This window comes from Phenylobacterium sp. J426, assembly GCF_024699945.1.
In the GTDB taxonomy this organism is placed as follows: Bacteria; Pseudomonadota; Alphaproteobacteria; order Caulobacterales; family Caulobacteraceae; genus Phenylobacterium.
The window spans coordinates 2,596,306-2,621,360 of the sequence record NZ_JAJOMY010000001.1 but is presented as its reverse complement, the minus strand read 5'-3'; the positions used below and the strand labels follow the sequence as shown (position 1 = coordinate 2,621,360).

The 25,055-nt window shown below is 66.6% G+C and carries 38 protein-coding genes and 2 pseudogenes; 27 read left to right on the top strand and 13 right to left on the bottom strand.

Translation table 11 applies throughout. The annotated features are described in order from the left end of the window. Positions 1–228: 228 nt before the first annotated feature. From LRS10_RS13805 to LRS10_RS13760, 11 genes and pseudogenes are all read right to left on the bottom strand, one after another. The gene (locus LRS10_RS13805; protein WP_257837780.1) at positions 229–384 is read right to left on the bottom strand and encodes a hypothetical protein; all 156 of its coding nucleotides are present in this window, start codon (positions 382–384) and stop codon (positions 229–231) included. Next, positions 381–2,186 (bottom strand): AAA family ATPase, encoded by a 1,806-nt coding sequence (locus LRS10_RS13800; RefSeq protein ID WP_257837779.1) that lies wholly within the window; start codon positions 2,184–2,186, stop codon positions 381–383. The genes LRS10_RS13805 and LRS10_RS13800 overlap by 4 nt, the downstream gene beginning before the upstream one ends. Then, on the bottom strand, positions 2,183–4,690 hold the full coding sequence (locus LRS10_RS13795) for a DNA methyltransferase (protein ID WP_257837778.1): 2,508 nt from the start codon (positions 4,688–4,690) through the stop codon (positions 2,183–2,185). Before LRS10_RS13795 ends, LRS10_RS13800 begins: the two co-directional genes overlap by 4 nt. Further along, the gene (locus LRS10_RS25185; RefSeq protein ID WP_374570999.1) at positions 4,690–5,121 is read right to left on the bottom strand and encodes a GcrA family cell cycle regulator; all 432 of its coding nucleotides are present in this window, start codon (positions 5,119–5,121) and stop codon (positions 4,690–4,692) included. The genes LRS10_RS13795 and LRS10_RS25185 overlap by 1 nt, the downstream gene beginning before the upstream one ends. A 157-nt stretch (positions 5,122–5,278) precedes the next feature. Continuing rightward, positions 5,279–5,338, bottom strand: a pseudogene (locus LRS10_RS25180) (GcrA cell cycle regulator); the annotation flags it as partial. Further along, complete coding sequence (locus LRS10_RS13785) at positions 5,335–5,745, bottom strand: hypothetical protein (RefSeq protein WP_257837776.1); 411 nt, start codon at positions 5,743–5,745, stop codon at positions 5,335–5,337. The gene LRS10_RS13785 and the pseudogene LRS10_RS25180, both read right to left, overlap by 4 nt. Beyond that, complete coding sequence (locus tag LRS10_RS13780) at positions 5,742–6,161, bottom strand: RusA family crossover junction endodeoxyribonuclease (protein WP_257839166.1); 420 nt, start codon at positions 6,159–6,161, stop codon at positions 5,742–5,744. Before LRS10_RS13780 ends, LRS10_RS13785 begins: the two co-directional genes overlap by 4 nt. Positions 6,162–6,187: 26 nt before the next feature. Next, positions 6,188–6,880 carry a hypothetical protein gene (locus LRS10_RS13775; RefSeq protein ID WP_257837775.1) on the bottom strand — a complete coding sequence of 231 codons (693 nt, stop codon included), beginning with the start codon at positions 6,878–6,880 and terminating at the stop codon, positions 6,188–6,190. 49 nt (positions 6,881–6,929) lie between these two features. Continuing rightward, positions 6,930–7,433 carry a hypothetical protein gene (locus LRS10_RS13770; protein WP_257837774.1) on the bottom strand — a complete coding sequence of 168 codons (504 nt, stop codon included), beginning with the start codon at positions 7,431–7,433 and terminating at the stop codon, positions 6,930–6,932. A 469-nt stretch (positions 7,434–7,902) separates the two neighbouring features. After that, entirely contained in the window at positions 7,903–8,259 is a 357-nt protein-coding gene (locus tag LRS10_RS13765; protein WP_257837773.1) for a hypothetical protein, read from the bottom strand. Between the two features lie 3 nt (positions 8,260–8,262). Next, on the bottom strand, positions 8,263–8,397 hold the full coding sequence (locus tag LRS10_RS13760; RefSeq protein ID WP_257837772.1) for a hypothetical protein: 135 nt from the start codon (positions 8,395–8,397) through the stop codon (positions 8,263–8,265). Positions 8,398–8,471: 74 nt separating this feature from the next. On the opposite strand from LRS10_RS13760, the gene LRS10_RS13755 reads away from it, so the two are divergent. After that, entirely contained in the window at positions 8,472–8,756 is a 285-nt protein-coding gene (locus LRS10_RS13755; RefSeq protein ID WP_257837771.1) for a hypothetical protein, read from the top strand. A 29-nt stretch (positions 8,757–8,785) separates the two neighbouring features. On the opposite strand, the gene LRS10_RS13750 is transcribed toward LRS10_RS13755, so the two are convergent. Continuing rightward, positions 8,786–9,016 carry a helix-turn-helix transcriptional regulator gene (locus LRS10_RS13750; protein ID WP_257837770.1) on the bottom strand — a complete coding sequence of 77 codons (231 nt, stop codon included), beginning with the start codon at positions 9,014–9,016 and terminating at the stop codon, positions 8,786–8,788. Between the two features lie 91 nt (positions 9,017–9,107). On the opposite strand from LRS10_RS13750, the gene LRS10_RS13745 reads away from it, so the two are divergent. The 4 genes from LRS10_RS13745 to LRS10_RS13730 are packed head-to-tail and all read left to right on the top strand — an operon-like array spanning position 9,108 to position 10,684. After that, entirely contained in the window at positions 9,108–9,479 is a 372-nt protein-coding gene (locus LRS10_RS13745; protein ID WP_257837769.1) for a helix-turn-helix transcriptional regulator, read from the top strand. Positions 9,480–9,512: 33 nt separating this feature from the next. Next, positions 9,513–9,905 carry a DUF805 domain-containing protein gene (locus tag LRS10_RS13740; protein WP_257837768.1) on the top strand — a complete coding sequence of 131 codons (393 nt, stop codon included), beginning with the start codon at positions 9,513–9,515 and terminating at the stop codon, positions 9,903–9,905. A gap of 37 nt (positions 9,906–9,942) precedes the next feature. Further along, positions 9,943–10,212 carry a hypothetical protein gene (locus LRS10_RS13735; protein WP_257837767.1) on the top strand — a complete coding sequence of 90 codons (270 nt, stop codon included), beginning with the start codon at positions 9,943–9,945 and terminating at the stop codon, positions 10,210–10,212. Further along, entirely contained in the window at positions 10,205–10,684 is a 480-nt protein-coding gene (locus LRS10_RS13730; protein ID WP_257837766.1) for a hypothetical protein, read from the top strand. The genes LRS10_RS13735 and LRS10_RS13730 overlap by 8 nt, the downstream gene beginning before the upstream one ends. 27 nt (positions 10,685–10,711) lie before the next feature. On the opposite strand, the gene LRS10_RS13725 is transcribed toward LRS10_RS13730, so the two are convergent. Beyond that, positions 10,712–10,948 carry a hypothetical protein gene (locus LRS10_RS13725; protein ID WP_257837765.1) on the bottom strand — a complete coding sequence of 79 codons (237 nt, stop codon included), beginning with the start codon at positions 10,946–10,948 and terminating at the stop codon, positions 10,712–10,714. A gap of 176 nt (positions 10,949–11,124) precedes the next feature. Between LRS10_RS13725 and LRS10_RS13720 the strand changes: the two genes are divergently transcribed. The 22 genes and pseudogenes from LRS10_RS13720 to LRS10_RS13615 all read left to right on the top strand — a co-directional run. Further along, entirely contained in the window at positions 11,125–11,391 is a 267-nt protein-coding gene (locus tag LRS10_RS13720) for a hypothetical protein (protein WP_257837764.1), read from the top strand. A 303-nt stretch (positions 11,392–11,694) separates the two neighbouring features. Next, entirely contained in the window at positions 11,695–12,135 is a 441-nt protein-coding gene (locus LRS10_RS13715) for a hypothetical protein (protein ID WP_257837763.1), read from the top strand. Between the two features lie 554 nt (positions 12,136–12,689). Continuing rightward, entirely contained in the window at positions 12,690–13,055 is a 366-nt protein-coding gene (locus tag LRS10_RS13710) for a hypothetical protein (protein ID WP_257837762.1), read from the top strand. Continuing rightward, entirely contained in the window at positions 13,055–13,306 is a 252-nt protein-coding gene (locus LRS10_RS13705; protein ID WP_257837761.1) for a hypothetical protein, read from the top strand. The genes LRS10_RS13710 and LRS10_RS13705 overlap by 1 nt, the downstream gene beginning before the upstream one ends. Next, positions 13,306–13,569, top strand: coding sequence for a hypothetical protein (locus LRS10_RS13700; RefSeq protein WP_257837760.1), 264 nt, complete (start codon positions 13,306–13,308; stop codon positions 13,567–13,569). The genes LRS10_RS13705 and LRS10_RS13700 overlap by 1 nt, the downstream gene beginning before the upstream one ends. Positions 13,570–13,928: 359 nt before the next feature. Then, on the top strand, positions 13,929–14,120 hold the full coding sequence (locus LRS10_RS13695; RefSeq protein ID WP_257837759.1) for a hypothetical protein: 192 nt from the start codon (positions 13,929–13,931) through the stop codon (positions 14,118–14,120). Further along, a complete protein-coding gene (locus LRS10_RS13690) occupies positions 14,120–14,326 on the top strand; it encodes a hypothetical protein (RefSeq protein ID WP_257837758.1) in 207 nt (68 codons plus the stop codon). The genes LRS10_RS13695 and LRS10_RS13690 overlap by 1 nt, the downstream gene beginning before the upstream one ends. After that, positions 14,323–14,583, top strand: a complete 261-nt coding sequence (locus LRS10_RS13685) for a hypothetical protein (protein WP_257837757.1) — start codon at positions 14,323–14,325, stop codon at positions 14,581–14,583. Before LRS10_RS13690 ends, LRS10_RS13685 begins: the two co-directional genes overlap by 4 nt. Next, positions 14,580–15,596 (top strand): PD-(D/E)XK nuclease-like domain-containing protein, encoded by a 1,017-nt coding sequence (locus LRS10_RS13680; RefSeq protein ID WP_257837756.1) that lies wholly within the window; start codon positions 14,580–14,582, stop codon positions 15,594–15,596. Before LRS10_RS13685 ends, LRS10_RS13680 begins: the two co-directional genes overlap by 4 nt. Further along, a complete protein-coding gene (locus LRS10_RS13675) occupies positions 15,596–16,633 on the top strand; it encodes a recombinase RecT (RefSeq protein WP_257837755.1) in 1,038 nt (345 codons plus the stop codon). The genes LRS10_RS13680 and LRS10_RS13675 overlap by 1 nt, the downstream gene beginning before the upstream one ends. Next, entirely contained in the window at positions 16,633–17,331 is a 699-nt protein-coding gene (locus tag LRS10_RS13670; RefSeq protein ID WP_257837754.1) for an exonuclease domain-containing protein, read from the top strand. The genes LRS10_RS13675 and LRS10_RS13670 overlap by 1 nt, the downstream gene beginning before the upstream one ends. After that, positions 17,332–17,511: a hypothetical protein gene (locus tag LRS10_RS13665; RefSeq protein ID WP_257837753.1), complete on the top strand. Its 180-nt coding sequence runs from the start codon at positions 17,332–17,334 to the stop codon at positions 17,509–17,511. Between the two features lie 26 nt (positions 17,512–17,537). Continuing rightward, positions 17,538–18,176, top strand: coding sequence for a hypothetical protein (locus tag LRS10_RS13660; protein WP_257837752.1), 639 nt, complete (start codon positions 17,538–17,540; stop codon positions 18,174–18,176). A 39-nt stretch (positions 18,177–18,215) separates the two neighbouring features. Beyond that, positions 18,216–18,662 carry a hypothetical protein gene (locus LRS10_RS13655; protein ID WP_257837751.1) on the top strand — a complete coding sequence of 149 codons (447 nt, stop codon included), beginning with the start codon at positions 18,216–18,218 and terminating at the stop codon, positions 18,660–18,662. 411 nt (positions 18,663–19,073) lie between these two features. Beyond that, positions 19,074–19,586, top strand: a complete 513-nt coding sequence (locus tag LRS10_RS13650) for a DUF1643 domain-containing protein (protein WP_257837750.1) — start codon at positions 19,074–19,076, stop codon at positions 19,584–19,586. Between the two features lie 205 nt (positions 19,587–19,791). After that, positions 19,792–19,953, top strand: coding sequence for a hypothetical protein (locus LRS10_RS13645; RefSeq protein WP_257837749.1), 162 nt, complete (start codon positions 19,792–19,794; stop codon positions 19,951–19,953). Further along, on the top strand, positions 19,946–20,425 hold the full coding sequence (locus LRS10_RS13640) for a hypothetical protein (RefSeq protein WP_257837748.1): 480 nt from the start codon (positions 19,946–19,948) through the stop codon (positions 20,423–20,425). The genes LRS10_RS13645 and LRS10_RS13640 overlap by 8 nt, the downstream gene beginning before the upstream one ends. Positions 20,426–20,429: 4 nt before the next feature. Continuing rightward, positions 20,430–21,224, top strand: coding sequence for a hypothetical protein (locus LRS10_RS13635; protein WP_257837747.1), 795 nt, complete (start codon positions 20,430–20,432; stop codon positions 21,222–21,224). Between the two features lie 117 nt (positions 21,225–21,341). Beyond that, positions 21,342–22,289 carry a hypothetical protein gene (locus LRS10_RS13630; protein WP_257837746.1) on the top strand — a complete coding sequence of 316 codons (948 nt, stop codon included), beginning with the start codon at positions 21,342–21,344 and terminating at the stop codon, positions 22,287–22,289. Between the two features lie 457 nt (positions 22,290–22,746). Then, the gene (locus LRS10_RS13625; protein ID WP_257837745.1) at positions 22,747–23,223 is read left to right on the top strand and encodes a hypothetical protein; all 477 of its coding nucleotides are present in this window, start codon (positions 22,747–22,749) and stop codon (positions 23,221–23,223) included. Between the two features lie 362 nt (positions 23,224–23,585). Next, a complete protein-coding gene (locus LRS10_RS13620; RefSeq protein WP_257837744.1) occupies positions 23,586–24,704 on the top strand; it encodes a tyrosine-type recombinase/integrase in 1,119 nt (372 codons plus the stop codon). A 78-nt stretch (positions 24,705–24,782) separates the two neighbouring features. Next, positions 24,783–25,055, top strand: a pseudogene (locus tag LRS10_RS13615) (RadC family protein); the annotation flags it as partial.

Sequence of the window (25,055 nt, the reverse complement as noted above, 5' to 3'; positions counted from 1 at the left end):
CAGTTGATACGGGGGTATGGGTTCTTGAGAACCCAACCCCCCTACTGAAAAGCTGAGAATGTATCCCCGAAGGGGATTCAATCCCGGGCGCACACGCGAGGGCGCACGAGGGCCCGCGAGGCGAACCTCCTGACCGGACAACGCCTCGGACATTTCGGACAAACCGGACAGATCGCGCCGATTTCTCCAATTTTTTCTGTGTCCACACCGGACACGATGCGGACAGCGTCATGACAACTTGTCCCCTTTTTCGGTGAGCCAAACCCAGGGCTTGTCGCGCCCGATGAAACCCCGCGTGATCAGGTAGTCCCCGTCGCGCTGGAGCTGCTTGCGGAGGGCGTCGTCCGACTTGTCCGGATTGGCGATCTGCCGGAACACGGTCATGAAGTGGTGCCACTCCACGCCGCGGGTGTAGGCGCTCTCGCCCCCTGAACGATCGCCGGCATGACGCCGCCGTGCATCCGGATCGCGGCGTCGAGCGCCGTCAGGAACATGCGCTGGTCAGTGGTGAGAGGCTTGCGGTTGGGGCCGGTCCGGCGGTCTCCATCCTCGGCGGGGGCCACCACGCATGACGTGATGGGCTTGCCGCTTTCATAGGACCCGAGATCGACGGATTGCAGCCGGAAGGAGATCTTCTCCCCGTCCTCGCCATCCTTCACCTTGGCCACGCGCAGGGTGCGCACATTCGTTACTTCATCGCGGATAACCTCCAGGGCTGTGTCTGCGTTGGCATAGAGACTGGTGTGGCCGCGCGGCTTCTCGCCTGACGCGTTCTTGTGGTGCACGGCCATGACCGCGCAGCCTGCCTCACGCTGTATGCGCTCCAAGTTCATGAGCACGCGGCTCATGTCCTCTGAGGCATTCTCGTTGGCCCCGGGCGAGGCCGTGGAGAACGTATCGATGACCACCAGGGCCAGCGGGTCGCTCAAGTAGGCGCCCCACGCCAGGATCTCGGCGATCAGGTCATCCGTGTCGCTGCTTTCGCGGCTGTAGAGGTCGACCTTGCCGGGCAGTAGGACGAACGGCAGCTCGTCAGCGCCGAGATCATAGTGCTTGCGATAGGCCTTCATCCGGGACAGGAGGCCGAGGCCGCCCTCGCCGGCCTGGTAGATGACCGCGCCCTTCCGGGTGGGCTTGCCTAAGAACGGTACGCCTCGCGCGATGGCGAAGCTCATGTCCGTCATGAGGAAGCTCTTCCCGCTCTGGCTGGCGCCATACATGAGCCCGGAGTCGTTCTCGAAGATCATGTCTTCGACCAGCCAGTTGCGACGCGTGACGACATTGTCGATGTCGGCCCAGGGAATGGCGCGGAAGCGGCTCTGCGGCCGTTCCGCCTGCCAGGTCCTGCCCAGCCGCTCGACGGCAGCCAGCAGCTCTACAGCCTCACCGCCCTCGTTGAGCCAGTCAGACACGTCGCCCTTGGGCGGAAGATTCGGAAGGTCGAGGACGCGGATGCGCTTGGCCTTGCCGGCCAGCGCCGCTCCCACCACGGCGGCATGGTTTCGGCCTGCATCGTCGTTGTCCGGCAGGATCACGACGTCAGCGCCGACGAAGTGCTCGACGAGCTCCTCTGGCCACTTGCCGGCCCCCATGGCGTTGCAGGTGGCGACGAGCCCCTCGCGTTGGAGGGCGTCGGCATCCTTCTCGCCTTCGGTGACGAAGATCACAGCGCCGGCGCCGATCGCCTCGCGGATCTCGGGCAGGCGGTACGGAACTTGGCGGACACCCTTGACCGACCACGCCCAGCCGTCGCGGGCGCTGGGATCAGGCCGACGCTGGCGGAAGTCCTTCGGCTCGTAGCGAACCGTCTGGAAGATCAGCTTCCCGGCCTCGTCGACGTAGTCGTAGGTCGCGACGATCCGCTTCAGCGGCTGGACGTTGCCGGTGGAGCGCTGCGGCTCCTGACGCTCCTGCAGCTCGACGTCTGTCTCTTGCCGGAGCCAGTCGAGAGCTTCGCCCTTCGAGCACCGGCGCTCGCGCATGACGAGATCGATGACGCCGCCGCCCTCTTTGGCCTCGTGATCGGACCAGACGCCCATCTCGAGGTCCACGGCCAGAGAGCCGTGAGAGCCGAAGCGCAGCTCAGCCGGCGACGACAGCGCCTTGTTCGGGTCGCCAAGCAGCTTCTTCGCGACCACTTCCATGTGGCGCGAGAAGATGTCGTCGTTCGCCGGCACTGCGCTCATGCCGCCTTCGCCCCGACGTCGAGGACGTCGAATAGCGTGGGCTGTCGGGCGTCGAACTCGGCAGCGAGCAGGTAGCGCACGGCGTCGCGGAAGTACTTCGGCTCCAGCTCGGACCCGTAGGCCCGCCGTCCGGCCGCAACGGCGCGGACCGGCACGGTCCCGATGCCCATGAACGGATCGAACACCAGGTCGCCCTTCGCCGAGTAGAGCCGCACAATCCGGTCAACGAGGTCGATCTGCAGGGGGCAGACGTGCTTCTCACGGTTGCCGAGGCTCTGTTCGTTGTTGAGCGTCCGCATCCGCACGATGTCGGTCCAGACCTCCCCCGACGGGCTTTCCAGGGCCAGGGCGCTGTAGGTCTTCGGCAGCGCGCCTCGGGCGGCCAGGGCCTCGGCAAGCCGGACGTGGGCGTCGTGGTCGTAGACCGCCGACTTCGACCACTCTCGGAAGGCGCGGCTCAGCGTCTTAGCCGGCAGCTGCGCCAGCTCGTCGGCCGTCAGCAGTCGGTCGCCGCTAGAGCGCCAGTAGGCGGCGGCGTCGACCTGCCAGCGGGCCAGGCTGTACTCGTCCAGGGCCTTGGCGACCGGATCGTCGGCATATCCTCGGCTGAGGTCGCTCTGGGCCTTGCGGAAGAACAGCACGAACTCCGGGCAGCCCGAGCCCATGCGGCTCGCGTCCTTCCGCATCTCGCTGTAGCCGAGCCGGTAGGTCTGGTTGTTCTCCCTGACGACGTCGGTCTCGACGACGCGCACGGCCAGCAGGTGGAAGCCGTGGCGCCGGAAGTGGTCGATGCAGTCAGAGTGGAACGGCTCCAGCGTCGGGAAGCTCAGGCCCGTCACGTTGCCGAAGAGGATGCGGTCCTTGACGTGCACCGCCATCAGCCGGCCGGGCTTCAGGATCCGCAGCAGCTCCGGTGACAGGAAGTCCATCTGCCGGAAGAAGGCGGCGTTGTCGTCGTTGTGGCCGAAGTCGTTGTAGCTCTCGCAGTACTCGTACTGGGTGCCGAAGGGGATTGACGTCAGGATCAGCCCGACGCTGTCGCTCTCCATCCGCCGGACCTCGTCGACGCAGTCGTTGTGGACTGCGGTCCAGGTCTCGCCGCGCTGCTCGTGGCGCTCGACGCCGATGCTGCGCCGCATCGCCTCGACGGGGCTGACGTTATTGAGGCCATAGCGGCGGATCAGCTCGCCCATGCGCTCGCGCAGTTCGGTGTCGCGCGCCCACTTCGCCTCAAGGTCGCGCCTGATCTCGCGTTCCGTTTCGGCGTAGACGATGTCGACGACGACGCGGTGCTGCTGGCCGAAGCGCTGGATGCGGTGGATGGCCTGAGCGAAGTCCCGGAACTTGTGACCGATGCCGGCGAAGATCATCCGGTGGCAATGGCGCTGCAGATTGCCGCCAGCGCCGAGCATGACGGGCTTGGCGGCCAGGTCCGTGACCGTCCCGTTCTTGAACCCGCGGACGATCTCTTCACGCGCGTCGAGGTCCTGGGAGCCGTAGACGCTCTGAGCCGCCGGGATCGCTTCTTCGATGGCCCGACGCTCGTCCTCGAGGTCGTGCCAGAGGATGAAGTGGTTGTCGGGCTCAGCGTCCCGCAGCTCCTTCATCTTCGCGATACGGGCGCCGAGCGTGGCGCGTTTCTCCCGCGCCGCGTCCTGCACGCCCACAGCCGCGTCGCGGATCAGCTTGAGCTGCCCTCGACTATCGGCGCCGGCATCGGCGAGGTCGGCCTGCACCTCGTGCCATCGCACCTCGATCTCGGGCAGCTGATAGCCGTCGTCGCTGAAGCCCAGGTCTGAAGGCTTCTGCAGGAAGACGGCCCAGGTCGAGACCCAGAGCCAGAACTCGGCTTCCTTGTGCGGGTACAGCGTGAGATCGTTGGCCTTCTCGCTGTTCCGCTGGAAGAACCGCGTCAGCGCCTGGCCAGTGTCCATCACGCCAAGGAAGCCGGCGTAGTGGATCAGCTCCTTGTAGCGGTTCGGGCTTGGCGTCGCGGTGGCGACGAACTTGAAGGGCACGCCCTCGAAGGCCGGCAGGAACTCCTGGAAGGTCTTGGAGCCGTAGGACCGCAGCACGTCGGCCTCGTCCAGGCTGGCGAAGACGAAGCGGCCGGGCGTGACCTTGCCCTCGCGCACGCTCTCGTAGTTCGTCAGGTGCAGCTTGCCGGGCTGGATTTCGGCGTCGGACTGGATGAACACCAGCTCGATACCCATCGTGGCCGCGTCGTCGAAGAACTCCTGACGCACGCCGAGCGGCGCTACGATCAGGCCCTCCCCGCCCTGGTGCAGCAGCACCTGACGGCCACTCTCCAGCTGCATCGACGTTTTGTGCAGTCCGTAGGCGGTGAAGTAGGCGCGGCAGCCGCCAGCGAGCCCCCACTGGACGATCGCCTTGCAGTGCGGCTTCAGCCAGGGGTGCAGGTCGGCCTGGTCGACGTGGAAGCCCGACGTCGGCGCCGCGATTGCCTTGCCGGCCAGGAACTCGGTGTAAGCATCTTCGGCCATCAGATGTACCTCCGCAGCGAGCGGGCGAGTTCAGCCGCGGCCGCCTTCTTCTTGGGCTGGGCGGGCTGGTGGGCCCGTGCCATGTGCGCGGCGCAATACGCCGGCCGGGTAGTGTCCCGTTCCTCGTCCAGCGGCTCGCCGCAGAACAGGTGGACCGGGTCCAGCATCTTGCCGAGCGGCCAGCGGCATTGATGGGCGCCGAGCTCCGTCAGCGTCGCGGCGTGGCTGCCCCCACCCCCCCATTGGCATCTCCACGACTGTCGGCGGCTTCGGGGTCGGGCTGTGCCCCTCCCCCAGCACGTGCGGCGGCATGGGGTTCTTCGGGCGCTCGATCTTGGCCCGCGTGCGGTTGGCTGCGCCGTTGTGCTGGCGGAGATTGCGGGCTTCTGGGGAGGCCTTCTTGGGGGCGTTCGCAGCGCGAGCCTTCGCATGCGCCAGACCAGCAGCGCCGGCGCGAGGCGGCAGCACGCGCTTGACCGTCTGCGGAGCGCTAGGCGCGTCACGCCCACCGAGACCGAGACGATGCGCCTTGCCCAGCACGGCATTGCGCGAGACGCGGCCCATCTGCTTCGCGATCTGCGCCGCTGAGAGGCCGTCCGCCCAGAGCTTCTTAAGCAGATCGATGCGCTCGTCGGTCCAGTTGCTCACGACGCCGACTCCCGCAGGAATTGCAGTCCGCGCGGCGTGGCCGCGTAGAGCGCCTTCACACCCCGGCCGAAGCCGGCGTCGACGCGCTTGGCGAGGCCCTGCGCCCGCAGGTCGATCAGCCGGGCCGAAACAAAGCGGGTGGGAACGCCGGACCTTAGGACGATCACACGCGCAGGCAGGGTTTCATGGCCCAACGCCCGCAGTATCCGGACCGCATCCGTCTCGCCCTGACGACGGCGCGGCCGCGGCATGCCCGCAGCCTCAGCTTCATCGGGCTCGAGATCGACCAAGAGCCCCCATGCCAGCCGCCGCGCTGTCGTGAAGGCCAAGCGGACGGGCTCTTTGCCGTCGAAGCTGATGACGACGTCATCTCCGTCAATCCGATGTCGTGCGGTCTGCGCTCTCATGCTTCCGCCCCCTGCGGCGCATAGCGGTGCAGCACGACGTCGACGCCCGGCTGTTCCGCGTAAATTTTGAGGGTGACCGCTCGGACGATCTGGGCGTCGTCGTCGAAGGCGATCTTGTTCATGCCGTCCTCGATTGCCTTCTGCAGGTTCGAGAGGTCCGGTTTTTTGGTCGGAGCGATCTGGCCCGCTGCCATCGCGGCGCGGATGCCCTTCGTTTCGCTCTTCGGGATTGGCAGACGGAACCGCAGGGAGAGCGTCAGCGCGCCCTGGTAAGGCGGGCGGTCGCCCATCGCCTTCTGCACCACCCGGGCGACAGAGGCCTCGTATCGGCGGTCCTTCGGGTCCTTGTAGACCGAGGCAAAGCCGCCGCGCGCCGTCGCGCGCGGACGGCCTTGGCCCCGCGGCAGACCTGACATGCTGAAGGTCAGGAGCGCCGTCATCGTCAGGCAGCGGCGCCGAAGTTGGTTTCGTCGGCGCTGGGCTCGGTCCAGCCGCTGTCCTTCAGCGCGTTCGCCTTCCTGCGGATCGTCTCGGGGTCGGCCGGGTCTTCCTCTTCCTCGATGTCGTCTTCGTCATCGGCGGCGAGCTCGCCGGGCGCCGGCCGCTTCAGGATCTCGTAGGCCATAGCCTCGGCCTTCGCGTTGACCTCTTGGCCGCGCTCCCAGCCTCGCAGCCAGTCCTGGTGGAAGATCGTGTCGACGTGGTCCGGCGGGATGCGGTCATCGGCTCGGCGGCCAGCGCGATAGCCTGCGGCCTCCGCCGCAATGGCGTCGTCGACGGTGTCATTGATGCGCTCGATGAGATCGAGTTGTTCGCCAGACCGAAGGCCTGCATCAGCCTGCAAGCGTCGGCGGCGCTGCTCGGCCGCGATCAGCTCCTCCTCGGACTTGTCGAGGTTGGCGATGACCTCCGCCTCGAACTCCTTGCGGGTGTAGCCGGTCTCCTTGGCCACCAGCTTGAAGATGCCGTTCACGACCTTCCGGGCGCTTTTCAGCTCCGAGTCCAGCCGATCGACCTCCTTGCCGGCCGTGATCAGCTTGGTCGTGAAGGACGTGACGAGCGCGCCGCGTTCTTCATCGGTGAGTTCCCGGTGATTGTGCCCGACGCCGGGCGGGTTCCGTTTCGCACGAGCCATCGGCTCACTCCTCATCGTGCCGGGATGGGCCCGGCGCCCATTCCGTCAGTCAGAGAGGCGGGCCGCGGCCCACTCGCGGAGTGTCCACCCCACGTTCACGAGCGGCGCTCCGGCCTTGCAGAGCAGCTTCCCGAGCACCCACACGGCCAAGGGGCCGGCGGTCACGGGCGTGAGCTTCCAGGGCAGCAAGGCGCGCCTCCCGCGCGGCGAATTGGGCTCGCTCATGGGCGACCTCGGCTTTCTCTCGTTGGAAGTGGTCGGCGATGTCCTCACCGATGACGGCCCCCAGGATCGGCAGGGCCACGCGCCAGCCGCCGTGCGGCCCGCGCTGTTTCAGGATCCGCTCCCACATGGTCTCGGAGGCGTTACCGGCCAGCAGGTGCTTCGCCTCGTAGACCTTGAAGCCCCAGGTCTCGCGGACCCAGGTCTGCGCGGGCTTGCCGGCCTCGGCGGCGGCGATCTCGGCGTAAGTGGCGAGCGCGTCCCGGCGTCGCCGGTCGAGCTCAAATTCAGCGCCTCTGCGGCTCATGATCTGTGCGGCCTCGTAGGTCATGAAGGGGACCTACTCACGAGGCTGACGGCGCAGGCGGGAGCGCGATGGAGGTGGAACAGGGGATCGGCGAAGCGATCAGGTTGGCAATCAGATGCGCCGTGCGAGCCCATGAGTTCAGGCTCGCGGCGCACGACTACCCGAGGTCGGCAGACACCTTCAGGGCTGCCTCGGAGATCAACAGCGCGCGTGCGAGGCGCGCTTTGCAGGCAGCGATGGCCCGGCGTTGGCGCGCCGGGTCCGCTCGCATGCTCGACAGGTGACAAGCAAAAATGGGTGGGGGGCCTGCCTACCCGCGAGTCACGGATCGACGACAGGCCCCGCCATGCTCTGCCCACGCTCGACCGGATTTTCTCACCGGGTGGGTTTCGCATCTCGGGAAATTGGCGGCCCTGATCTCCCTGACTGGAAGAGACCAGGGCCTGATGCCCGCGCGGGGGCTGGGGCACGCGGGCATGTTGGCGAGGTTGGGTCATGCGGCAGCGGCCTCGTCGAAGAGGTCGAGCACGCCCGCTTTGCGCCGGCGGGTAGCCGCCGCGTTCGCGGCATGATGCGCCGCGTCGTAGGTCAGATGGCAGCGCTGGCACATGGCCATGAGGTTCGGCCGGTTGCCCGGCTCGCCGCAGTTCTCAGGAATGTGGTCGAGGTGCGCGACCGTCAGCACCACCTTGGAGCCGGTGACCGGATGCGGCTCACCATTGGCGGCGCGGCAATCAGGGTAGATCCCGGGCGAACCCTCGCAGCGCCAACCGGCGCGCGTGCGGACCTCGACGCTGATCGCCTTCCAATTCTTCGGATAGCGAGCCTTGTTCTCAGGGCGGATCGGCACTGCCTAGCCCCTCCCCGGCGTGAGGAAGAGGCTCGACAGCGAGCATCCGAACGCGAGCACCAGCCACCAGACGAACAAGCAGCCGGCGATGACCGCGAGGATGCCCAGAGCGCGGGCTGGATCGAGCGGGCGGGGCATCAGGCAACCCTGGACCGGGAGTCGACTCCACCGCTCGCCGACGACAAGGTGCTCTTCTCACAGGGGAGGCTCCCATGCCCGTCGCTGGTGTCGCGCTTGCGTGGATGCGGAAGGAAGACTGGCCGAGATGGCTGGCTATCGATCCCGACTTCCAGCCCGACTACGACCACTGGCTCAGGCGGGTCGAGGCGGGCATCAAGGAAATCGAGGCCCGAGGACATCAGGTCCAAAAGGTGGTTCTCGACCCTGATAAGTTCCTGGCCTGGAGCCGCGAATTCGCAGGCGGAGAAGTCAACTCCAAAGCACGCTCCCGTTACGCGGCCTTCATGGCCCTCGGTCAGAGCCGAGGCGGCCACTAACACCACGGGCGCAAGTTGAGCGGCCGCCATCACGCCGCGTCCCGGGTGGGGTGGTCGGCGGTACGAGGGGCGAAACTTTCGACCGGAAGGCCGGTGATCTTTGCCAGCTTCATGGCCAGCGGCAGAGAGGTCGTGCCATCTCGCTCGATGCGAGAGACTTGGCTCTCACTCAGGCCGAGGGCCTCAGCGACATCCTTCAACGACCAGCGCGGCGTCTGCGCGTGCCGAAACGTGCGGAGCGGGGTTGCTTCGTCTGCCATGCACAGACTTGTATCTCATGCAATCTTGTATCTCAAGCAAGTTTGCATGGGGCGCCGTGGAATGCGGCGTTGTGCGCTCTCACAATAGCGCATGGCTCCTAGGGCGCGACCGAACTTCAAACCGCAACGGCGGCCGATCTACCTCAAGGCTTGGCGAAAGCACCGCGATAACATGAGCCAAGAGAAGTTCGTGGAGAAGCTGGCCGAGTTGACGGGCTACGAGATCAGCCCCGGACAGCTTTCGCGGGTTGAGAACGGCAACCAGCCATACACCCAAGACCTACTCGAGGCCGCTGCCGTCGTGCTGCAGTGTGGTCCTGAGGACATCATCATGCGCGACCCAACGGCGGTTGGCGCGCCGTGGACCCTGCTGGAGGGGCTGAACCCGCAACAGGTGAAGCAATTGCAGAGGTTCGTTCAGGTCATTCGCGAAGACGACGAGCGAACTGGCACGAGCGGATAAACAGCGCCAGGGGGCTGGCGCAGGGGGGCGATGATGAAGGTGACGAACTACTTCCTCAACTTCGACTTTGGCGGCCGGGCGCGCCGTTCGCACTACTGGGCCAACCTCGCTTGCTGGATCGGTGCGCTGCTTGTGTTCGCCGTGATCGGCATGGCTGTAGCGCCAGAGCCGGAGGGCGGCGCTAGCGGCGTCCTGTCCCTCCTCCTTGGCGTCGGCGTGGTCGGTGCCATGGTTGACAACATGGCGATGGTGTTCCGGCGCGCTCATGACACCGGGAAGAGCGGGTGGATTTGGCTGCTTCTGCTGATCCCGCTCATCAACCTGCTGCCGTTCTACTGGCTCATGATCGAAGACAGTCAGCAAGGCCCCAACAAGTACGGGCCGCCGGTCAAGCAGTTCTATCAGGCGCCGGCAGCCACCGCGTGAACTCAAGCCGACCCGCCATTGCGTATGAGGCGCTAGCGTGAGCGATCGCAAGTTCGCGGACGACGAAACGACTGCCAAAGCTCTCCAGGCGATCCGCGTCGAGGGGCGAGTCGACTTACTCATGCTGATGGCGGCTCAGGCTGAGCTGAACGTAAGCCTTGCCACGGGGGTCATCGAGGCTGCTGGGGATGGTCCATCTCGCGAGACATTGGAGAAGATCGGCGAACGGTTAGTGGAGGTCGCACGAGCGATCACCGAATTCCGCGATGAGACGCGGACATTGTTAGACGCGCTAAAGAATGCCTGACCAAGCAAAGCTCCTCAGCGCGGCCATAATCGACCTTTCCGACGAAAAGCTGCGCCGGGTCGAAGAGAGCCCCGCTCTGAAGGCGAAGGACTTGCCCCACACACCAGGCGAGCGCATTTCTAGATCCATGACCGACGCTACCCAAGATCTGGTCGACGCGAAGATCGCAGCTTCGGAAGCGCGCACGGCCACGGCCTTCGAGCGAGCCATGGGCGAAATGCGGATCGAGTTCGCATCCCTACGCGGAGACATCCAGGCGCTTGAGGCTAAGACCGCCAGCAAGGCCACAGTTATCTCGACCGCGATCACCTTGTTCTTCGGCATTGCCGCCCTGCTTGTGGCGTTCCTTGCCTTCGGCAACGACATGTTCAGCTCAGGCTTGAATTCGGGCCAGGTCGCTCAAGAGGCGGCAGAACGGGCGGTCGCGCAGCGTGCGGTGCGCGCTCCTCCGCAAGCTCCGGCCGCCCAGTAGCTCAGCGTCCTCGGCGGATTTTCTCGCTCACTGTAAAGTGCCCACGAGCCCGAACCGGCTAAGCAGACGCGGCCGATCCCAGATGTCCTGCACGGGCCATCCGGCGACTTCATAGACGGCCGCGCCGACCACCCTTCGCTTCATCAGCTGCGCCGCCCTTAGGGCCTCGTCAGCCGTTCTGAACTGCTGAGCATCGCCCTTTACGATGCCGCCGTCCGCCCTCTCCTCGAAGGGCTGAACGCAGTAGCGCACCACCCTGAACATCGGATCCTCCAAAGGTTAACGCCCCGAATCTGCACGGCCGGGCATACGAGTCGATAGGGCGCAAGTATCCCTGCGACCGTAAATGACGCACGACAGCGTCTTGCATGACATGCAATTTTCTTGTTGCGACGTGCCTTGCATGTGATACAAGTCCTCTCACCAACGAGGACACACCGATGCCCGCCACCGACTTCCCGAACTGCTCGCGCTACGGCCTTCATCCCTGCGCCCGCAATGAAGAGATCGCGGTGCTGGCGGGCCGGATTGAGCTCGCCGTGCCGGGCACTGAGCCAGCCGCCGCCTGCTGGGCCGCCACGCAAGAGCTGACCGCCTACGACGTGCTTGGCGACCCGCGCACGGAGTCCGAGACGCTCCAGTTCGGTCAGGCGCGCTACGTTCTGAAGCAGTTCCACGCCGCTCAAGCCCTGCAGAAGGCGGCCTGAGATGGGCGAGATCGTCACCCTCCCCCCGCACCGCACGCGAGCTTGCCCGAGACGCCGAGCGCCGGGTTCTGGCGCTCGTTGAGCCCCCGACCCCGCCCTCCCGGATGCCTGAGAGCGAAGACCGCTTCGAGCTCCGCACCTGGGTTGCCGGGTACGCGATCTACGAGCGAGGCGGGCTGGTCTGCGTGATCCACGGGCCGCGCCTCGATGTAGCCCGCGCCGTTCTCCGCGAACTCGCCGCGAGCGGGCCGCCGGAACCCCCTGCAGCCGCATAGCAGCGCCCCAAATCCACAGGAGAGACCAATGAACTACTCGACCGCAATCTTCCTCGTGAACAGCGACGTGCGCGCTGTCTCCGTGTCGTATGAGACTGATAGCGTTGGTAACGGCGTCGGTCCGTTCACCCTGTACAAGACGCTCGATCCCGACATCGCCAAGGGCGACTACGTCGTGATCCCAACTGACACCCGCCACAAGATGACTGTGGGCCGTGTGGAGGCGGTCGACGTCGAAGTCGACTTCGATAGCGCGGTGCAAGTGAAGTGGCTGATCGGCCGCGTGGACACCATCCCGCACGCGGAAGTGGTCGCCAAGGAAGCGGCGGCCATCCAGGCCATGAAGTCTGCTGAGGCCCGTTCCCGGCGGGAGGAACTCGCCAAGAAGCTTCTCGCTGATAATCCGGAACTCGAAGGCCTCAGCTTCACCGCCAAGGACGCCGCGCTGCCGGCTCCTCCCGAGGCCTGAACCCAATGAGCTTGGAAGCGCGAGCCCTGGTGCCCTCAGTCCCACAGGAGGCGCTTCCCCCGCATCCATTCGGATGCGGGCAACTAGATCCCTCGAGATCTAGCGCCGCGGCGAAGGCCGAAAGGGAGGGGTCCGTGGGACCGCAAGGGCGAAGGGCCCCTCCCCGTAAGCCTCATGGAATTTCGCTGGTTCTCGGTAAGCGCGCCAAAGCCGCGCGCAATAACCGGGGCCAGCACCGCAACCCGAGCGCTGACCTGGTGCCATGGCCCCACAGGAGGTGCTCGCCGGGCGAGCCATTCGGCTCGCCCACATCGCTCCCTTCGGTCGCGATGTGGCCGGCGGGGAGGGGTTCGTGGGGCCTCACGGTGAAGAACCCCTCCCCTAACGCCAGGAGAAACGACGACGATGGCAAGCTGTCCGAAATGCGGGAAGCGCCCGATCCGGCGCAAGCTCGGCAAGCGCAACTGCCGCCGCTGCGGCCCGCTTCTGGAGCTGGCGGAAATCCGCGCCTTAGCGGCGCATGGGCTGCCCGCCACTCAAGCGGAGTCCGCTTGATGGCCCAACGATACACTCACACCCTGTACCTGTCCCTCGGCGGCGATGAGCCGACCTGGGAAGGTGAAGCGACCGTCTCCTTCTCCGTCAGCCCCGGCTGCGCCGAGACGCCGCCCAGCTACAGCCACGGCGGCCTGCCCGCTGAGCCCGCGACGGTCGAGGACGTGACCGTCACGCACATCGACGGCGAGCCGATCAGCGCGCGGACCTACGGCAAGTACGAGGCCGACACGCTGGAGTGCCACATCGAGTGCTCCGACGAGCTGATGGCCGAGCTTCTGCAAGCCGCCGCGGAAGACGAGATCGCCGCCCATGACGACGCGATGGAGCGTCGCTGGGAAGAGCGCCGGCTGGAGGCGTTCTGATGCTGGGCCTGAAAGACGGCGACGAGCCCGACATGCTCTGCGGAGAGTGCGGCGACGGCATCTATGCCGAGGAAGGCCACCTCGCCGAGTGCTTCGAGCGGTTTGGGTCGCTCCTCTGCGAAGGCTGCTTCGCCGATGCCTCTGAGGACGATGAGGACGACGGCTGCTGCCCAGCGTGCGGCGCCTGCCCCGGCTTTATCGGAGCCGAGTGCGACGAGACCTGCGACCACGCGACGGGAGAGCCCTCCTGATGCCCCGCCAGCCTTACCCGCCCCACGTCGCGAAGATGATCTCTGACGGGTGTGTGCCGACGCCGGTGACGCCCGCCGATCTGGATCATCTCTGCGACGCTCGACGTGAGGCCTCTTGCATCGGGCTCGATGTGGCCGACGCGCAGCGGGCTCGCGATGCGCGCAAGCGGCGCCAGCACATCGCCGACGCTCTCGGCCGCGCACATCAGCTGATCCACATGCTGAAGGCCGCCGACGCTGAAGCGCAGGAGCGCGCCGCCTGATGCGCCTTCTCGGCCTCTCCGACTGGGTCTGGATCGCCGCCGCGACGCTGGCGACCGCCTGCCACCTTCACCTTCAAGCGCAGGGGTTCTGAGCCCATGACCGAAGACGAAGCCAAGACGAAGTGGTGTCCAGAAACCCGTTACGTCGCTGGCGGCGCTGGCGCCACTCCCGCGATCGTCGGCAGCGTTGCGGCGAACTACGTGGCGGGGCCTCAGGGCAAGTGGCGGGCGGCGTGCATTGCTTCCCGCTGCATGATGTGGCGCGAAACGAAACCGCGCGAGTGGGTTAAAGGCGCTGGCCGCCGGAAGGGGGCGTGGTCGCCTGCGGAAGGCTACTGCGGCCTCGCGGGAGCGCCGCAATGACCACCTTCCTCGCCCACACCACCCTGCCCGCCGACGTACGCGAAAAGGCCGACAGCATCGGCGCTCGCTCCGTCCGCATCCGCCGCTGGCTGAGCCAAGCGAGCGCGACGGGCCCCACGGTCCGATCCGCCAAGGACGAGCTCGCGGCGCTGATCCGTGAGGCCAAGGCGCTCTGGGAGGTCATCTGATGTTCGACCTCCGCGACTTCGAGCATGCGGCCCTCGCCGACCTCACCCGCGCCGGCGCTGAGGGCCTGACGCTCGACCGCGTCGGCACGTCGGCCGCGATCCGGCTGCAGCTGCTCGGCCTGGCCAAGATCAACCGTGAGCACCCGCAGCGGGTGTTCGTCACGCAGAAGGGGGCGGCATTCGCGCGTCGCGGCGTGTTCGTTTGAGCCTCCGACGCCCGAAGAACCCCGGCTCACGCAGACATGTCGAGCGGACGCCGGCGCAGGAGACCGCGTGGCGCATCTTCCGCCTGCGCGCTCTCTGGCACCAGGCCTGCCTGCTCACCCGTGTGAGGGCCGACGCGGTCCGAGCGCTGATCGACGACGAGATCGTCGCCTGCGGCGGCGAAGCCGAGTGCTTCCGCCGCGCCAAGCGCGAAGCGGACCACTTGGCCGAGATCGACGAGAAGGAGCTGCCGTTTTGATCACCCTGCAAGATGGCGTCTACATCGGTCTGGACGCCGATCGGTACTTCGCCGCTGACCGCCTCGGCTCCACCGACCTGACCGTGCTGCACAATCGGCCCGCGGATTGGTTCTACGGCTCGCGGCACAACCCCTATCGGCCAGAGCGCGAAACGTCCGAGGAGATGGCCTTCGGCTCTGCGCTGCACGTCCTCCTGCTGGAGGGCGAAGAGGCCTACCGCAAGTCCGTCGCGATCAAGCCCGCCACCTACGTGGACGCCAAGACCGGCGAGGTGAAGCCGTGGAACGGCAACTCCGGCGTCTGCAAAGCGTGGCTCGAGCAGCACGACCGCCCCGGCGTCACGATAATCAGCGAAGACGCCGACCGGCGCGTGCGCCACATGGCCGAGCTGATCCGCAACCACCCTGAGCTTGGTCCGCCGATGCAGGCCGGGCTTAGCGAGGTCTCTGTGCTCTGGACGAACGACCAGGGCGTCAAGCTTCGGGCTCGCTTCGACAAGCTGCTGCCCCGGTTCGTGGTGGACCTGAAGACCTTCGGTGGAGACGCCAAGGGCCGCACGATCACGGACCAATGCCTGAGCCTCGTGGCTCAGCGGCACATGGACGTGCAGCGGTTCCTCTACTTCCAGGCTCGCCAGAAAATGCGCGAGCTGATCGAAGCCGGCCGCCTCGTCGGCGGGAAGCCGCAAGAGCGCGAGTGGATCACCAAGGTCGCCGCGGTCGAAGACTGGAAGTGGTGCTGGATCTTCTACCGGCGCCGGGATGATGCCCGCGGCTACGCGCCCATCGTGAAGCCGATCCTGCGGTCGCACTTCGACACGTCATTCGAGAGCGGACGGCAGAAGGTCGAGGTGGCGCTCGCAAACTACCGGACCTTCGTCAACCGCTTCGGCCTCGACGTGCCGTGGGCCGTGATCGAGCCCGCCGAAGAGCCGACCGACCACAGCTTCCCGCCTTGGCTAACCGACGTCGCCGAGCCCTTCACCTTCCCCGAACATAAGGACGCCGCCTGATGGCCGCCCAAGCCCAAGCCCAGCAATCCACCGCCGTCGCCAAGATCGAACCGCGCGCGCCGGGCGTCGTCGGCGACGTCCAGCGGATGGAGAAGCAGTTCGCCCTGGCCCTACCGGAGCATGTTTCGCCCGAGAAGTTCGTCCGCGTCGTCATGACGGCGATCAACACGAACCCGGACCTGCAGAAGGCCGACCGCCAGTCTGTGCTAGCGGCCGCGATGAAGTGCGCTCAGGACGGCTTGCTGCCCGACGGGCGAGAGGCTGCGCTGGTCACCTACGGCAACAAGGCCAGCTACCTGCCGATGATCGCGGGCGTGCTGACGAAGGTTCGCCGCTCCGGCGAGTTGCTATCGATCTCGGCGCACGTCGTCTACGCCAAGGACGTCTTCTCCTACACGCTCGGCGACAACGAGAAGATCGAGCACCAGCCGTACATGGAAGGCGACCGCGGCAAGGCCGTCGCCGTCTACGCCGTGGCCAAGACCAAGGACGGCGGCATCTACCGCGAGGTCATGTCGATCGCCGAGGTCGAGCAGGTCCGCAACGTCTCGCGCGCCAAGAACAACGGGCCCTGGGTGCAGTGGTGGGGCGAGATGGCCCGCAAGACGGTCCTGCGGCGGCTGGCGAAGCGCCTACCGATGAGCACGGACCTGATGCAGGTCTTCCAGCGGGACGACGAGCACTACGACCTCAGCCGGGCCGCGCAGGGCGCCGCCACGATGCGCCGGCTGCACGCTGACTTCGATGAGCCGCAGGAGCCCGCCACCGAGGCCGAAGTCACGGACGCCCCGACTGGCGCGGCCGACGACTTCCCGGGCGACCGAAACAGCGACTTCGATGCTGTCGCCTGGGCCGATCAGGTCATGGACAGCCTCGATCAGTTCGGCTCGGTCGAGGACCTCGACGCCTTCACCAACGACGCCACCAACGTCGAGCGCTTCGAGTTGCTGAAAGGCGCTGACGCCGTGAAGGCGAAGGCCCTCGACGCCGCCGTGCTTGGCCGCCGCAAGGCGCTCGCATCCATGGGGCAAGACTGATGCCCCGCATCCGAGTGATCGACTACGAGACGACCGGGATGGAGCCGCCGGCCGTCGTCATCGAGCACGGCTACTGCGACGTCGAGAACGACGGCGACGGCTGGAGGATCGGGCCGCGCGGCTCGTTCCTCTACCGCGCTGAAGCCGTGCCGCCCGAGGTGCGCGCCGTCCACCACATCTGCGCGGCCGATCTGCACGACAAGCCCTCGTTTGATCCCGCCGGCATGTGGTCCGACTGCCTGGTCGACGGGATCAACGTCGTCGCCGCACACAACCTGGACTTCGAGGCGCGCTTCAGCGGGGAGCAGAAGCTTCCGGTGCTCTGCACGCTGAAGGCCGCGCTGCGGGTGTGGCCGGAAGCACCGGCGCACAACAACGGCACGCTGAGGTACTGGCTTGAAGACCAGGGCCTGATCGCTCCTGAGCCCGACGCCTGCATGCCGCCACACCGCGCGGGCCCAGACGCCTATGTCACGGCCCACATTCTGCTGGCGCTGCTGACGAAGGCGACGGCGGCCGAGATGGTGGCGTGGACGAAGGAGCCGCGCGTGCTCCCCACCTGCCCTATCGGCGAGTGGCGCGGCAAGCGCTGGGCAGACGTCGACGCGGGCTTCCTGCGCTGGATGATCAACAAGCCCGTCGAAGCGGATCTCGTCTGGAACGCTCGGCGCGAACTGGACCGGCGGAGGGCGGCTTAGGTGCGCGTCGTCGACCTCATCGCGCACGAGCAGTTCGTCGCGGCGACGTATCGGCGCGAGGCGTCCAACCGCAAGAGCAAGAACCCGGCGCTTGCCGCCCAACTGCTCGAGTGGGCGAAGGCCTCCGAACGCCGCGTCGAAGCGCTCCGCACCGGGCCTCTGTTCGCCGAAGCCGCGTGATCCCCATGACCAGAGAGGAACAGAAGGTGGAAGGTTTTGAGTCGGGAAGTTGTGGCGCGCCGTCCCCTACCCAAGAGCCCACAGGCCTTGCCCAGCCGCTGACGCTGGAAGTGCTGGGGCTGTCTCAGGAGGATCTGGCTAACCGCCTCGTCGATAGGCTGGCGGACGGTCTGCTGACGGACCTGCACTATGACGAGGACGGCTTCGAGTTTCGCGGCACGAGCCCGTTCGCCAAGTCGCTGAACAAGCTGGTGAAGGCGCGTCTAGACGCCCTGGTCGAAGACCTCGGCAGCAAGCACGTACTGCCGCGCGTGAGCGAGCTGGTCGAGAACCTCGTCCTGCAGGAGACCAACCGCTGGGGTGAGCCGACCGGGAAGTCGGTCACCTTCATCGAATACCTAGTCCAGCGGGCCGAAGCCTACATGACCGAGAAGGTCAACTACGAGGGCAAGTCCAAGGACGAGAGCGGCGGCTACTCGTGGTCGGGCACGCAGACCCGCGTGGCCCACCTGATCCACAAGCACCTCCACTACTCCATCGAGACCGCGATGAAGGAGGCGCTCGCCAACGCGAACAGCGCCATCGCGAAAGGCCTGCTGGACACGGTGAAGCTGAAGCTCGGCGAAGCGACCGCGGCGCTCAAGGTCGCCGTCACCACGAAGTAGCGCGGCCTCTAACCCCCACCAACAGATGGAGAGCGCCTGATGGGCTCGGAAAATGGAATTTGTGGCGCGCCGTCCACGGATAACGAGGGACGCATTGCCCAGCCGCAGGCGCTGAGTTGGGAAGCGGACTGCTTGGCCTGCGATCCGTTCGAAGGTGACTTCGGCGGGTCTGGCCCTGGCGACGGCGTGCTGTCGGACAAGATGGTTTGGTGCCGGAAGTCCGGCGAGTGCCACACGTGCGCTGGCGAGGTCGCTGTCTCGATGCGCATCCGTCGCCGCGCTGAAGTCTACGACGGCGAGTTCATGCGCTTCGCGTGGTGCCAGCCGTGCTGCGAGGCAATGGCGGCGTCCGGCGAGAGCCCCGAAGCCTACGAGGAGCGGATCGGCCTCGGGCAGGAGCGCCGCCAAGCTGAGCTCGCGGCCGGGCAAGGCCTCACGAAAGCATCCGTGGACGGCGCGCCACCTCACCCTTCGGAGGCGCCATGACCAAGGCCGACCGCATCTCATTCTTCATCGGTACCTTCGTTGGCATTTTCCTCGGAGGGGCCGTTGGTTCGATCTGCACCGCTTTGAGCGCCGGGGCTCTGCAATGACGGGCTCTACCAACAGCGTGCAGCCTGACCTGTTCACCGCCCTAACCCCTAAGTGCGGGGAATGCCCGAACCTTGGCCCTCCGATCAACGAGACGGGAGCGGCCTACTGCCACGGTCAGATGACTTGGCGATCTGCCGAAGAGCGGGTCGACCGCTGCGGCTATCGGGATCGGGTTGCTCTGCGCTTTGTCTCACCGAGCATCGGAAGGATCGCAGCATGACGGGCTCCCGGGACCACGCACAATCGACCAGCGGGCCATTGCCAGCGGCCAACCCCGCCGCCTCGCTCCCTGCGGATGGGGCGGTGTCTCTCGGACGCAGCCGCCACGGCTCGGCCATCATCTCGGGCTGCGGCTTGTACCGCTACCGGCTGGAGCGTCACGGGCTGAGCGGAGCCGGCGCGGTCGCGTGGTTGATGGTCAATCCGTCGACCGCCGACGCGACCGAAGACGACGCCACGATCCGCAAGGTGATGGGCTTCACCGAGCGCCTGGGTGGCGGCTGGGCCATCGTCGGAAACAAGTTCGCCTATCGGGCGACGGACATCAAAGCGCTCCGGCACGTGGCCGACCCGCGGGGGCCTGAGAACGACTCCCACCTTGAGCGGATCATGCGAGAGGCGCCGGTCGTCATCGCGGCGTGGGGGCCGCTCGCCAAGTTGCCCGGTCACCTGCGGCGCCGCTGGCGCGTGGTCTGCGGCATGGCCGACCGGCTGGGGGTGCAGCTCATGTGCCTTGGAACAGCCCAGGACGGGCAACCGCGCCATCCGCTGATGCTCGCCTATGACACCCCTCTGATCCCGTGGAGGCGGCCCTGATGCGTTGCGCCGTCTGTGTTCGCTACGCCTGCACCTGCGCCGACGGGTCCTGGCGAGATGCCGTGGCGCCGAGTTTCCGCGTCATGCGGGAAACACCGCGCCAGCAGGACGAGCCCACAAGCAAGGTTGGCCGCGCGTCAGCTTCATCCCCGCCGGTCAGATCATCAATGCCCGAACCAAACCATCAAACCACAGGAGAAGGCCGGTGAAGGGTGAGAAGAAGGAACCGAGGCGCGTCATCGCGCTGGATCACGTCAACCCGCGTAGCCCGGCCAGCCTCGCAGCCCTCCTGACCGTTGTCTTGCAGCGCGAGAAGGATCGCCAGGAAGCCGCCGCCCTCTCCACCCAGGACACCGATCATGGCTGAGCGTACCTGCGACCTGCTGCCGCCCGACTATCACGGCGACCTGGGCGACCGTACCGGATGCCCGCTGCCTGCCGGCCATGACGGCCCGCATCAGGCGATCACGGCGCGGCGCGGCCCGATCCAGTGGGCCGACGACGGGTGCGACTGTTGCCAGCCGGAAGATCACGACCGCTGCATCTGGTGGTCGGCCTCACCCAGGACACAGAGGCCCGCAATGTCTGAGAGCGTCGAGAAGCGTTGGTGGTGGCTCGCTGAGCTCGGGCCGCACGGCTACAGCAAGCCCATCGACGGCCCGCACGAGAGCCGAGAGGGCGTCGAGGAAGCGGCCTACCTCCTGGCGCGGCTAGGCCTGCAACGCGACCGCACGTTCGTGTGTGCCGAGATCATCGAGACGCCGGTCGAGGCCAAGCCTCACGGCGCCAACGAAGACGCCATCAACACCCTCAACAGCATCGGGCTCCGCAATGTCTGAGAGCGTGGAACTGAAGCCGGTCGCTTGGCGGTATCGTTACGACGCGCCGGGCCGCAAGGTTCACTGGACGCTGACTCAGCGGCCGATGGCGTCTCAACCGGCGCGGCCGGGTTGGTGCGCCGTTATCGCGGAACCGCTTTATCTGCATCCGCCAGCAGCCGCCCCCTCTCCCCATGTAGGAGGTGGGGAGGATAGTTCGGCTAGTGGCAGCGGTCAGGCCGAGCCTGGGCTGCCCGCAGCCAACCATGACGCCGCGCTACACCCGGCGACTGCCGATCTGGTGGCGCGCTTCACGGCAGCGCTCGCCGACAAGCTGGCGAAGGCGGAAGCCAAATACGGCTACAGCGACGGCTGGATGCGGGATGACTGGCAGGAAGAATGCCGCCGCCAACTGCATCATCACGCCGCCAAGGGCGACCCGCGAGATGTAGCCGCCTATGCCGCCTTCTGCTGGCACCACGGCTGGTCGACCGCGAGCGAAGCGCCGCTGTCGGTAAAGGGCTGCGAGTGGCCAGAGGGTGCTCCCTTCGGCTTCCACGATGAGCCGGGCGAACATGACCCCTGCTACGTCGTCATGCCCAACGGGGCGATGATCCCGCTCAATCACGACTGCCGGGAAGGCGTGGACATCGCCCGCGCCAAGTGGATCGTCGCAGCCTGCAATGCGCAGCTCGACCGCGCACGCCTCCACGAACGCCAGCGGATTATCGAGGCGCAGCGGGAAAGCCCGGAGGATCGCGCCGAGTTCGATGATCGGCAGGCGGCGTATCGCTCCCACTCAGGAGGCCGGTCATGCTGAGTGAGCAGAGCAATGCTCTCGTGGAGCGCATCAGCGACGAAGACATGCGCGCCCTCCTTGACCGCAAGGACGTGGCCAGCGGGCGTGCGCTGTTGGCCCGCCTCCTCGACGCAGCGCGTGCGGAAGGTGGCGCGGGCATCGGCGTGGCAGCCGGCAGTCCTGACGCTGAACGCCAGCCAGAGCCCCCGGGAATCCTCCCCTCCTGATGGGGCGGAGCTGGACCTCGACGGGCTGGAGAAGGTGGCGCGGGCTGCCACTCACGGCTTGCCGTGCGGTTGGAAGTACCAAGTCGCGTCGGCCACGGTCGTTACCAATCCCGGGCTGGGCCTGCTCGTGGCTCGACCGCACGAAGGGGCAATCATTCGGGCCGAGGCGGTCGGGGAGCACATCGCCACCTTCGACCCGCCGACCGTCTTGCGCCTGATCCGCGAGAAGCAAGCCGCCGAACGCCTCTTGGAAGAAGTCGTGGGGGCGCTCGACTACGCCCAGACCACGATAGACGCCGCCGCCCTCCGGATGGAGCGCTTGGGCCAAGCCGAAGCCGCGCGGGTGCTGAACGCCGAGGCTCAGGACATTCTCAAAGCCCTCGCAAGAGCAAAGTCAGTAGCCGGTAAGGATCAGAAGAGTTCCCGGGGCTGTGGTGACGATCCGGGATGTGCTGACGCGCTGCCAAACAACAAGCCCAGCCAGGACCCGCAGGGCGCGGTGTCTCAGGGGGGGCGAATGATGGCCCGCCGAGACCACGACATTAAGGCGCCCGACGGCTACCTGTTGGGTGGCCTGCGCCGTGTTCGATCTGACGGCACCATCCTGTTCCAACGCGGCTACTGGCAAGCGCCGAAGGAGTGGGCGGGCCAGGAGGTCTGGGTTCATACCCTTGAGCCTTCCAGTTTCGACTCTATCGAGGCGGCTCAGCCAGGCCTGCACATTTACGAAGCGAGGTGCATGAAGCCTGAGCCTTTCACCGTGCGCTGTGGGCGCACAGGGCGGCCCGACGCAAAGCCTGCCTATCGCCGTCCAGAACACAAGGCATGGGCCACCCGCAGCAGTGGAGCGCAGCAATGATTGAGCTGCGCCAAACAGGAGGTCGCGCAATGACGGCTGACGCTGTGTCTCTGTGGCGGCCACTGGCGAGCTATGATGGAGCGACCCCCGCGCTCGTGGTTCATCGCGCTCCCAAGTATTGGTTCGGACCAGCGGCGGCCTTTGTGGACGTGACCGGCGTCTGGCGGGTCGCAGGTAGTCCCGGCGGGAACGCGAGGCTGATGTTCGAGCCTACCCACTGGATGCCACTTCCTCCCCCCGCCTACCGATGGCGCTGTGTCTGGGGAGGGGGAGTGATGGGGCGGCGCATACCCGGCGAAGGTTCGACACGAACGCACGTCCGCGATCAGCGGCGCATCGTCGTCTCCTTCGATGAGGAGACATTCGCCCAAATCCGACAGCGAGCGGTCAACGCCCGCCAAAGCTTCGCGGCCACAGTTCGGGAGCTTGTCGAATGGGGTCTCTTGGAGGAAGACGATTGAGCCGCTATGCCGCCGACACGTCGGTTTCAACCGACCGCAGCCGCGCCGAGATCGAGACGACGCTGCGCCGCTATAAGGCTGATCAGTTCGGCTATGTGACGAACGCGCGAGGCGCGGCGATCATGTTCACGCTGAGCGGTCGCCACATCAAGTTCATCCTGCCCCTACCCGATCCCCAGGCGAGGGAGTTCACCCACACACCGGCCAAGGGGCTGCCGCGGACTGCCGCCGAAGCCGAGCGCGCCTGGGAGCAGGCTTGCCGCCAGCGGTGGCGTGCGCTTGCCCTGGTCATCAAGGCCAAACTCGAGGCGGTGAGCGCGGGTATCACGACCGTCGAGGATGAGTTCCTTGCGCACACGGTCCTGCCGGATGGCTCGACCATGGGCGAGTGGGCCAAGCCGCAGATCGAGGAGGCCTACCGTCTCGGCCACATGCCGCAGCACCTGATGATCGAGGGGCCGCGCGATGCCTGAAACACCCGCGCCATCCGCAGACAGCACCGCCAGTTCCGAGGCCGCCGCGAAGCTTACGGCTCAGAGCCAGACAAGCCCAGCGGTAGGTAATACAAACTCTTCACCCTTATCTTCTCTCAGGAGGGATGAGGGATGAGCCCGGCGCTCGACCTGAACAACCTCCCCCTGCGCCTCACGACGGCAGAGGTGTGCGAGCTCGCGCGCATCAGCTCCGTGACGCTCTGGCGGAGGATCAAGTCGGGCGCCCTCGACCTCACCCCCCTGCGACCGCGGCCGATCCCCGCTTTTCGCCCGCGACGATGTTCTCAAAGCCCTCGGGATAAAGAATGATGCGCCGAAATCAGCCTGGGCCGTCGATCCCGATGCCTTCCGTCAAGCTAGAGCTCGGCAAGTTCGTAACGCTCCGCCCTCGCGCGGACGGGACGCATCGCGTGCTGTTCGAGGTGCCGCCCAGGCTCCGGCCCTCCGGCTGGTCGGCGACGATCCCGCTTCCGATCAAGGAACCGCGCGCCGGCAACCTCGCTGACGCGGACGAGGTCCGGCGCATCCAGCAGGACGCTAAGGCTCTCTACGAGAAGCTGCAGCGCGAGCGGCGCGGGATCGTCAAGGAGCCCGACCGCAGCATGAAGGTGCTGGTCCGCGCGTGGCAGGCAAGCGACGAGTGGAAGGTGCTCAAGCCGGCATCGGTGCAGAGCTACAAGGCGTATATCCGCAACGTCCTGGCCCTCTCCGAGGCCGCCGGCCACCCGGATCCGACACACCTCTCCGTCGTCGACGTGAAGGCCTTCCTGTCGTTCTTCAACGACAAGCCGACCACCAAGAAGCACACGCTGAAGGTGCTGCGGATCCTGATGAACTACGCGATCGGGCTCGGCTGGCGGACAGACAACCCCTGCGCGACCGTCAAGGTCAAGGTGCCAACGGCCAAGGCGCTGATCTGGGAGCAGTCCGACGTCGACGCCTATGTCGCCGCGGCCAAGAAGCGGGGGCGCCCGAGCATCGCAGTCATGATCCTGATGCTGTGGGAGATCGGCCAGCGCGTCACCGACGCCAGGAGCTTCCGCGCCGGCGCCGAGTATCGCGACGGCGTGTTCAAGTTCGCGCAGTCAAAGACCGGAGCCGAGGTCGAAATCCGTGTCTCGGACGCCTTGCGCGAGATGCTCGACGAGCAGGGAGACGGGCAGATGTTCGTCTTCCGGGATGAGAGCACCGGCAAGGCCTACACCGCAGAGCGCCTAGTGCGCGTGTTCGAGCCGATCCGAGACGACGTAGTGGCGGCCGGCGGCCGGGCTCTGAAAATGAAGTGGCTGCGGCACTCCTGCGTCGTCCAACTCGCCCGGCACGACGCGACGATCCCGGAGATCGCGAGCATCACCGGACACACGCTGGCGTCGGTCCACAACATCCTCAGCCACTACCTCCCGCGGGATACGAAGGTGGCCGAAAACGCGCAGCGCAAGCGCGGCATCGTGAACAGCTAGAGGCCGAGAGTCTGACGGCCGTCTGACTTTCCGGTCGGACGATCTTACAACCCACTGACATTGCGCGGCTTTTTCTGACGGCTCATCGCCGACGAGGTGATGAACCGGGGCACCGTCGACCATGCGCCGGTCTATCCGCGGGAGGTCGCCCGACGGGCGCTGGAGCTCTCGGCCAGCGCGCTGATCCTGGTCCACAACCACCCTTCGGGCGACCCGCAGCCGTCGACGGCCGACGTGGACATGACCCGCCAGGTGGTGGACGCCGCCCGCGTGCTGCGCATCGCCGTGCATGATCATCTGGTCGTCGGCCGGAACGGCACGGCGAGCCTCAAGGCGCTGGGCCTGATCTGA

What these genes read in the sequence shown, in the direction of transcription:
- LRS10_RS13740 (WP_257837768.1), top strand. Translation starts at nt 9,513, where the DNA reads ATGAAGGTGACGAACTACTTCCTCAACTTCGACTTTGGCGGCCGGGCG.
- LRS10_RS13675 (WP_257837755.1), top strand. Translation starts at nt 15,596, where the DNA reads ATGGCCGCCCAAGCCCAAGCCCAGCAATCCACCGCCGTCGCCAAGATC.
- LRS10_RS13760 (WP_257837772.1), bottom strand. Translation starts at nt 8,397, where the DNA reads ATGCCCCGCCCGCTCGATCCAGCCCGCGCTCTGGGCATCCTCGCGGTC.
- LRS10_RS13745 (WP_257837769.1), top strand. Translation starts at nt 9,108, where the DNA reads ATGGCTCCTAGGGCGCGACCGAACTTCAAACCGCAACGGCGGCCGATC.
- LRS10_RS13620 (WP_257837744.1), top strand. Translation starts at nt 23,586, where the DNA reads ATGCCTTCCGTCAAGCTAGAGCTCGGCAAGTTCGTAACGCTCCGCCCT.
- LRS10_RS13720 (WP_257837764.1), top strand. Translation starts at nt 11,125, where the DNA reads ATGCCCGCCACCGACTTCCCGAACTGCTCGCGCTACGGCCTTCATCCC.
- LRS10_RS25185 (WP_374570999.1), bottom strand. Translation starts at nt 5,121, where the DNA reads ATGCGAAGGCTCGCGCTGCGAACGCCCCCAAGAAGGCCTCCCCAGAAG.
- LRS10_RS13755 (WP_257837771.1), top strand. Translation starts at nt 8,472, where the DNA reads ATGCCCGTCGCTGGTGTCGCGCTTGCGTGGATGCGGAAGGAAGACTGG.
- LRS10_RS13670 (WP_257837754.1), top strand. Translation starts at nt 16,633, where the DNA reads ATGCCCCGCATCCGAGTGATCGACTACGAGACGACCGGGATGGAGCCG.
- LRS10_RS13775 (WP_257837775.1), bottom strand. Translation starts at nt 6,880, where the DNA reads ATGGCTCGTGCGAAACGGAACCCGCCCGGCGTCGGGCACAATCACCGG.
- LRS10_RS13715 (WP_257837763.1), top strand. Translation starts at nt 11,695, where the DNA reads ATGAACTACTCGACCGCAATCTTCCTCGTGAACAGCGACGTGCGCGCT.
- LRS10_RS13730 (WP_257837766.1), top strand. Translation starts at nt 10,205, where the DNA reads ATGCCTGACCAAGCAAAGCTCCTCAGCGCGGCCATAATCGACCTTTCC.
- LRS10_RS13710 (WP_257837762.1), top strand. Translation starts at nt 12,690, where the DNA reads ATGGCCCAACGATACACTCACACCCTGTACCTGTCCCTCGGCGGCGAT.
- LRS10_RS13750 (WP_257837770.1), bottom strand. Translation starts at nt 9,016, where the DNA reads ATGGCAGACGAAGCAACCCCGCTCCGCACGTTTCGGCACGCGCAGACG.
- LRS10_RS13800 (WP_257837779.1), bottom strand. Translation starts at nt 2,186, where the DNA reads ATGAGCGCAGTGCCGGCGAACGACGACATCTTCTCGCGCCACATGGAA.
- LRS10_RS13770 (WP_257837774.1), bottom strand. Translation starts at nt 7,433, where the DNA reads ATGACCTACGAGGCCGCACAGATCATGAGCCGCAGAGGCGCTGAATTT.
- LRS10_RS13640 (WP_257837748.1), top strand. Translation starts at nt 19,946, where the DNA reads ATGGCTGAGCGTACCTGCGACCTGCTGCCGCCCGACTATCACGGCGAC.
- LRS10_RS13785 (WP_257837776.1), bottom strand. Translation starts at nt 5,745, where the DNA reads ATGAGAGCGCAGACCGCACGACATCGGATTGACGGAGATGACGTCGTC.
- LRS10_RS13795 (WP_257837778.1), bottom strand. Translation starts at nt 4,690, where the DNA reads ATGGCCGAAGATGCTTACACCGAGTTCCTGGCCGGCAAGGCAATCGCG.
- LRS10_RS13705 (WP_257837761.1), top strand. Translation starts at nt 13,055, where the DNA reads ATGCTGGGCCTGAAAGACGGCGACGAGCCCGACATGCTCTGCGGAGAG.
- LRS10_RS13805 (WP_257837780.1), bottom strand. Translation starts at nt 384, where the DNA reads ATGACCGTGTTCCGGCAGATCGCCAATCCGGACAAGTCGGACGACGCC.
- LRS10_RS13725 (WP_257837765.1), bottom strand. Translation starts at nt 10,948, where the DNA reads ATGTTCAGGGTGGTGCGCTACTGCGTTCAGCCCTTCGAGGAGAGGGCG.
- LRS10_RS13700 (WP_257837760.1), top strand. Translation starts at nt 13,306, where the DNA reads ATGCCCCGCCAGCCTTACCCGCCCCACGTCGCGAAGATGATCTCTGAC.
- LRS10_RS13780 (WP_257839166.1), bottom strand. Translation starts at nt 6,161, where the DNA reads ATGTCAGGTCTGCCGCGGGGCCAAGGCCGTCCGCGCGCGACGGCGCGC.
- LRS10_RS13695 (WP_257837759.1), top strand. Translation starts at nt 13,929, where the DNA reads ATGACCACCTTCCTCGCCCACACCACCCTGCCCGCCGACGTACGCGAA.
- LRS10_RS13690 (WP_257837758.1), top strand. Translation starts at nt 14,120, where the DNA reads ATGTTCGACCTCCGCGACTTCGAGCATGCGGCCCTCGCCGACCTCACC.
- LRS10_RS13655 (WP_257837751.1), top strand. Translation starts at nt 18,216, where the DNA reads ATGGGCTCGGAAAATGGAATTTGTGGCGCGCCGTCCACGGATAACGAG.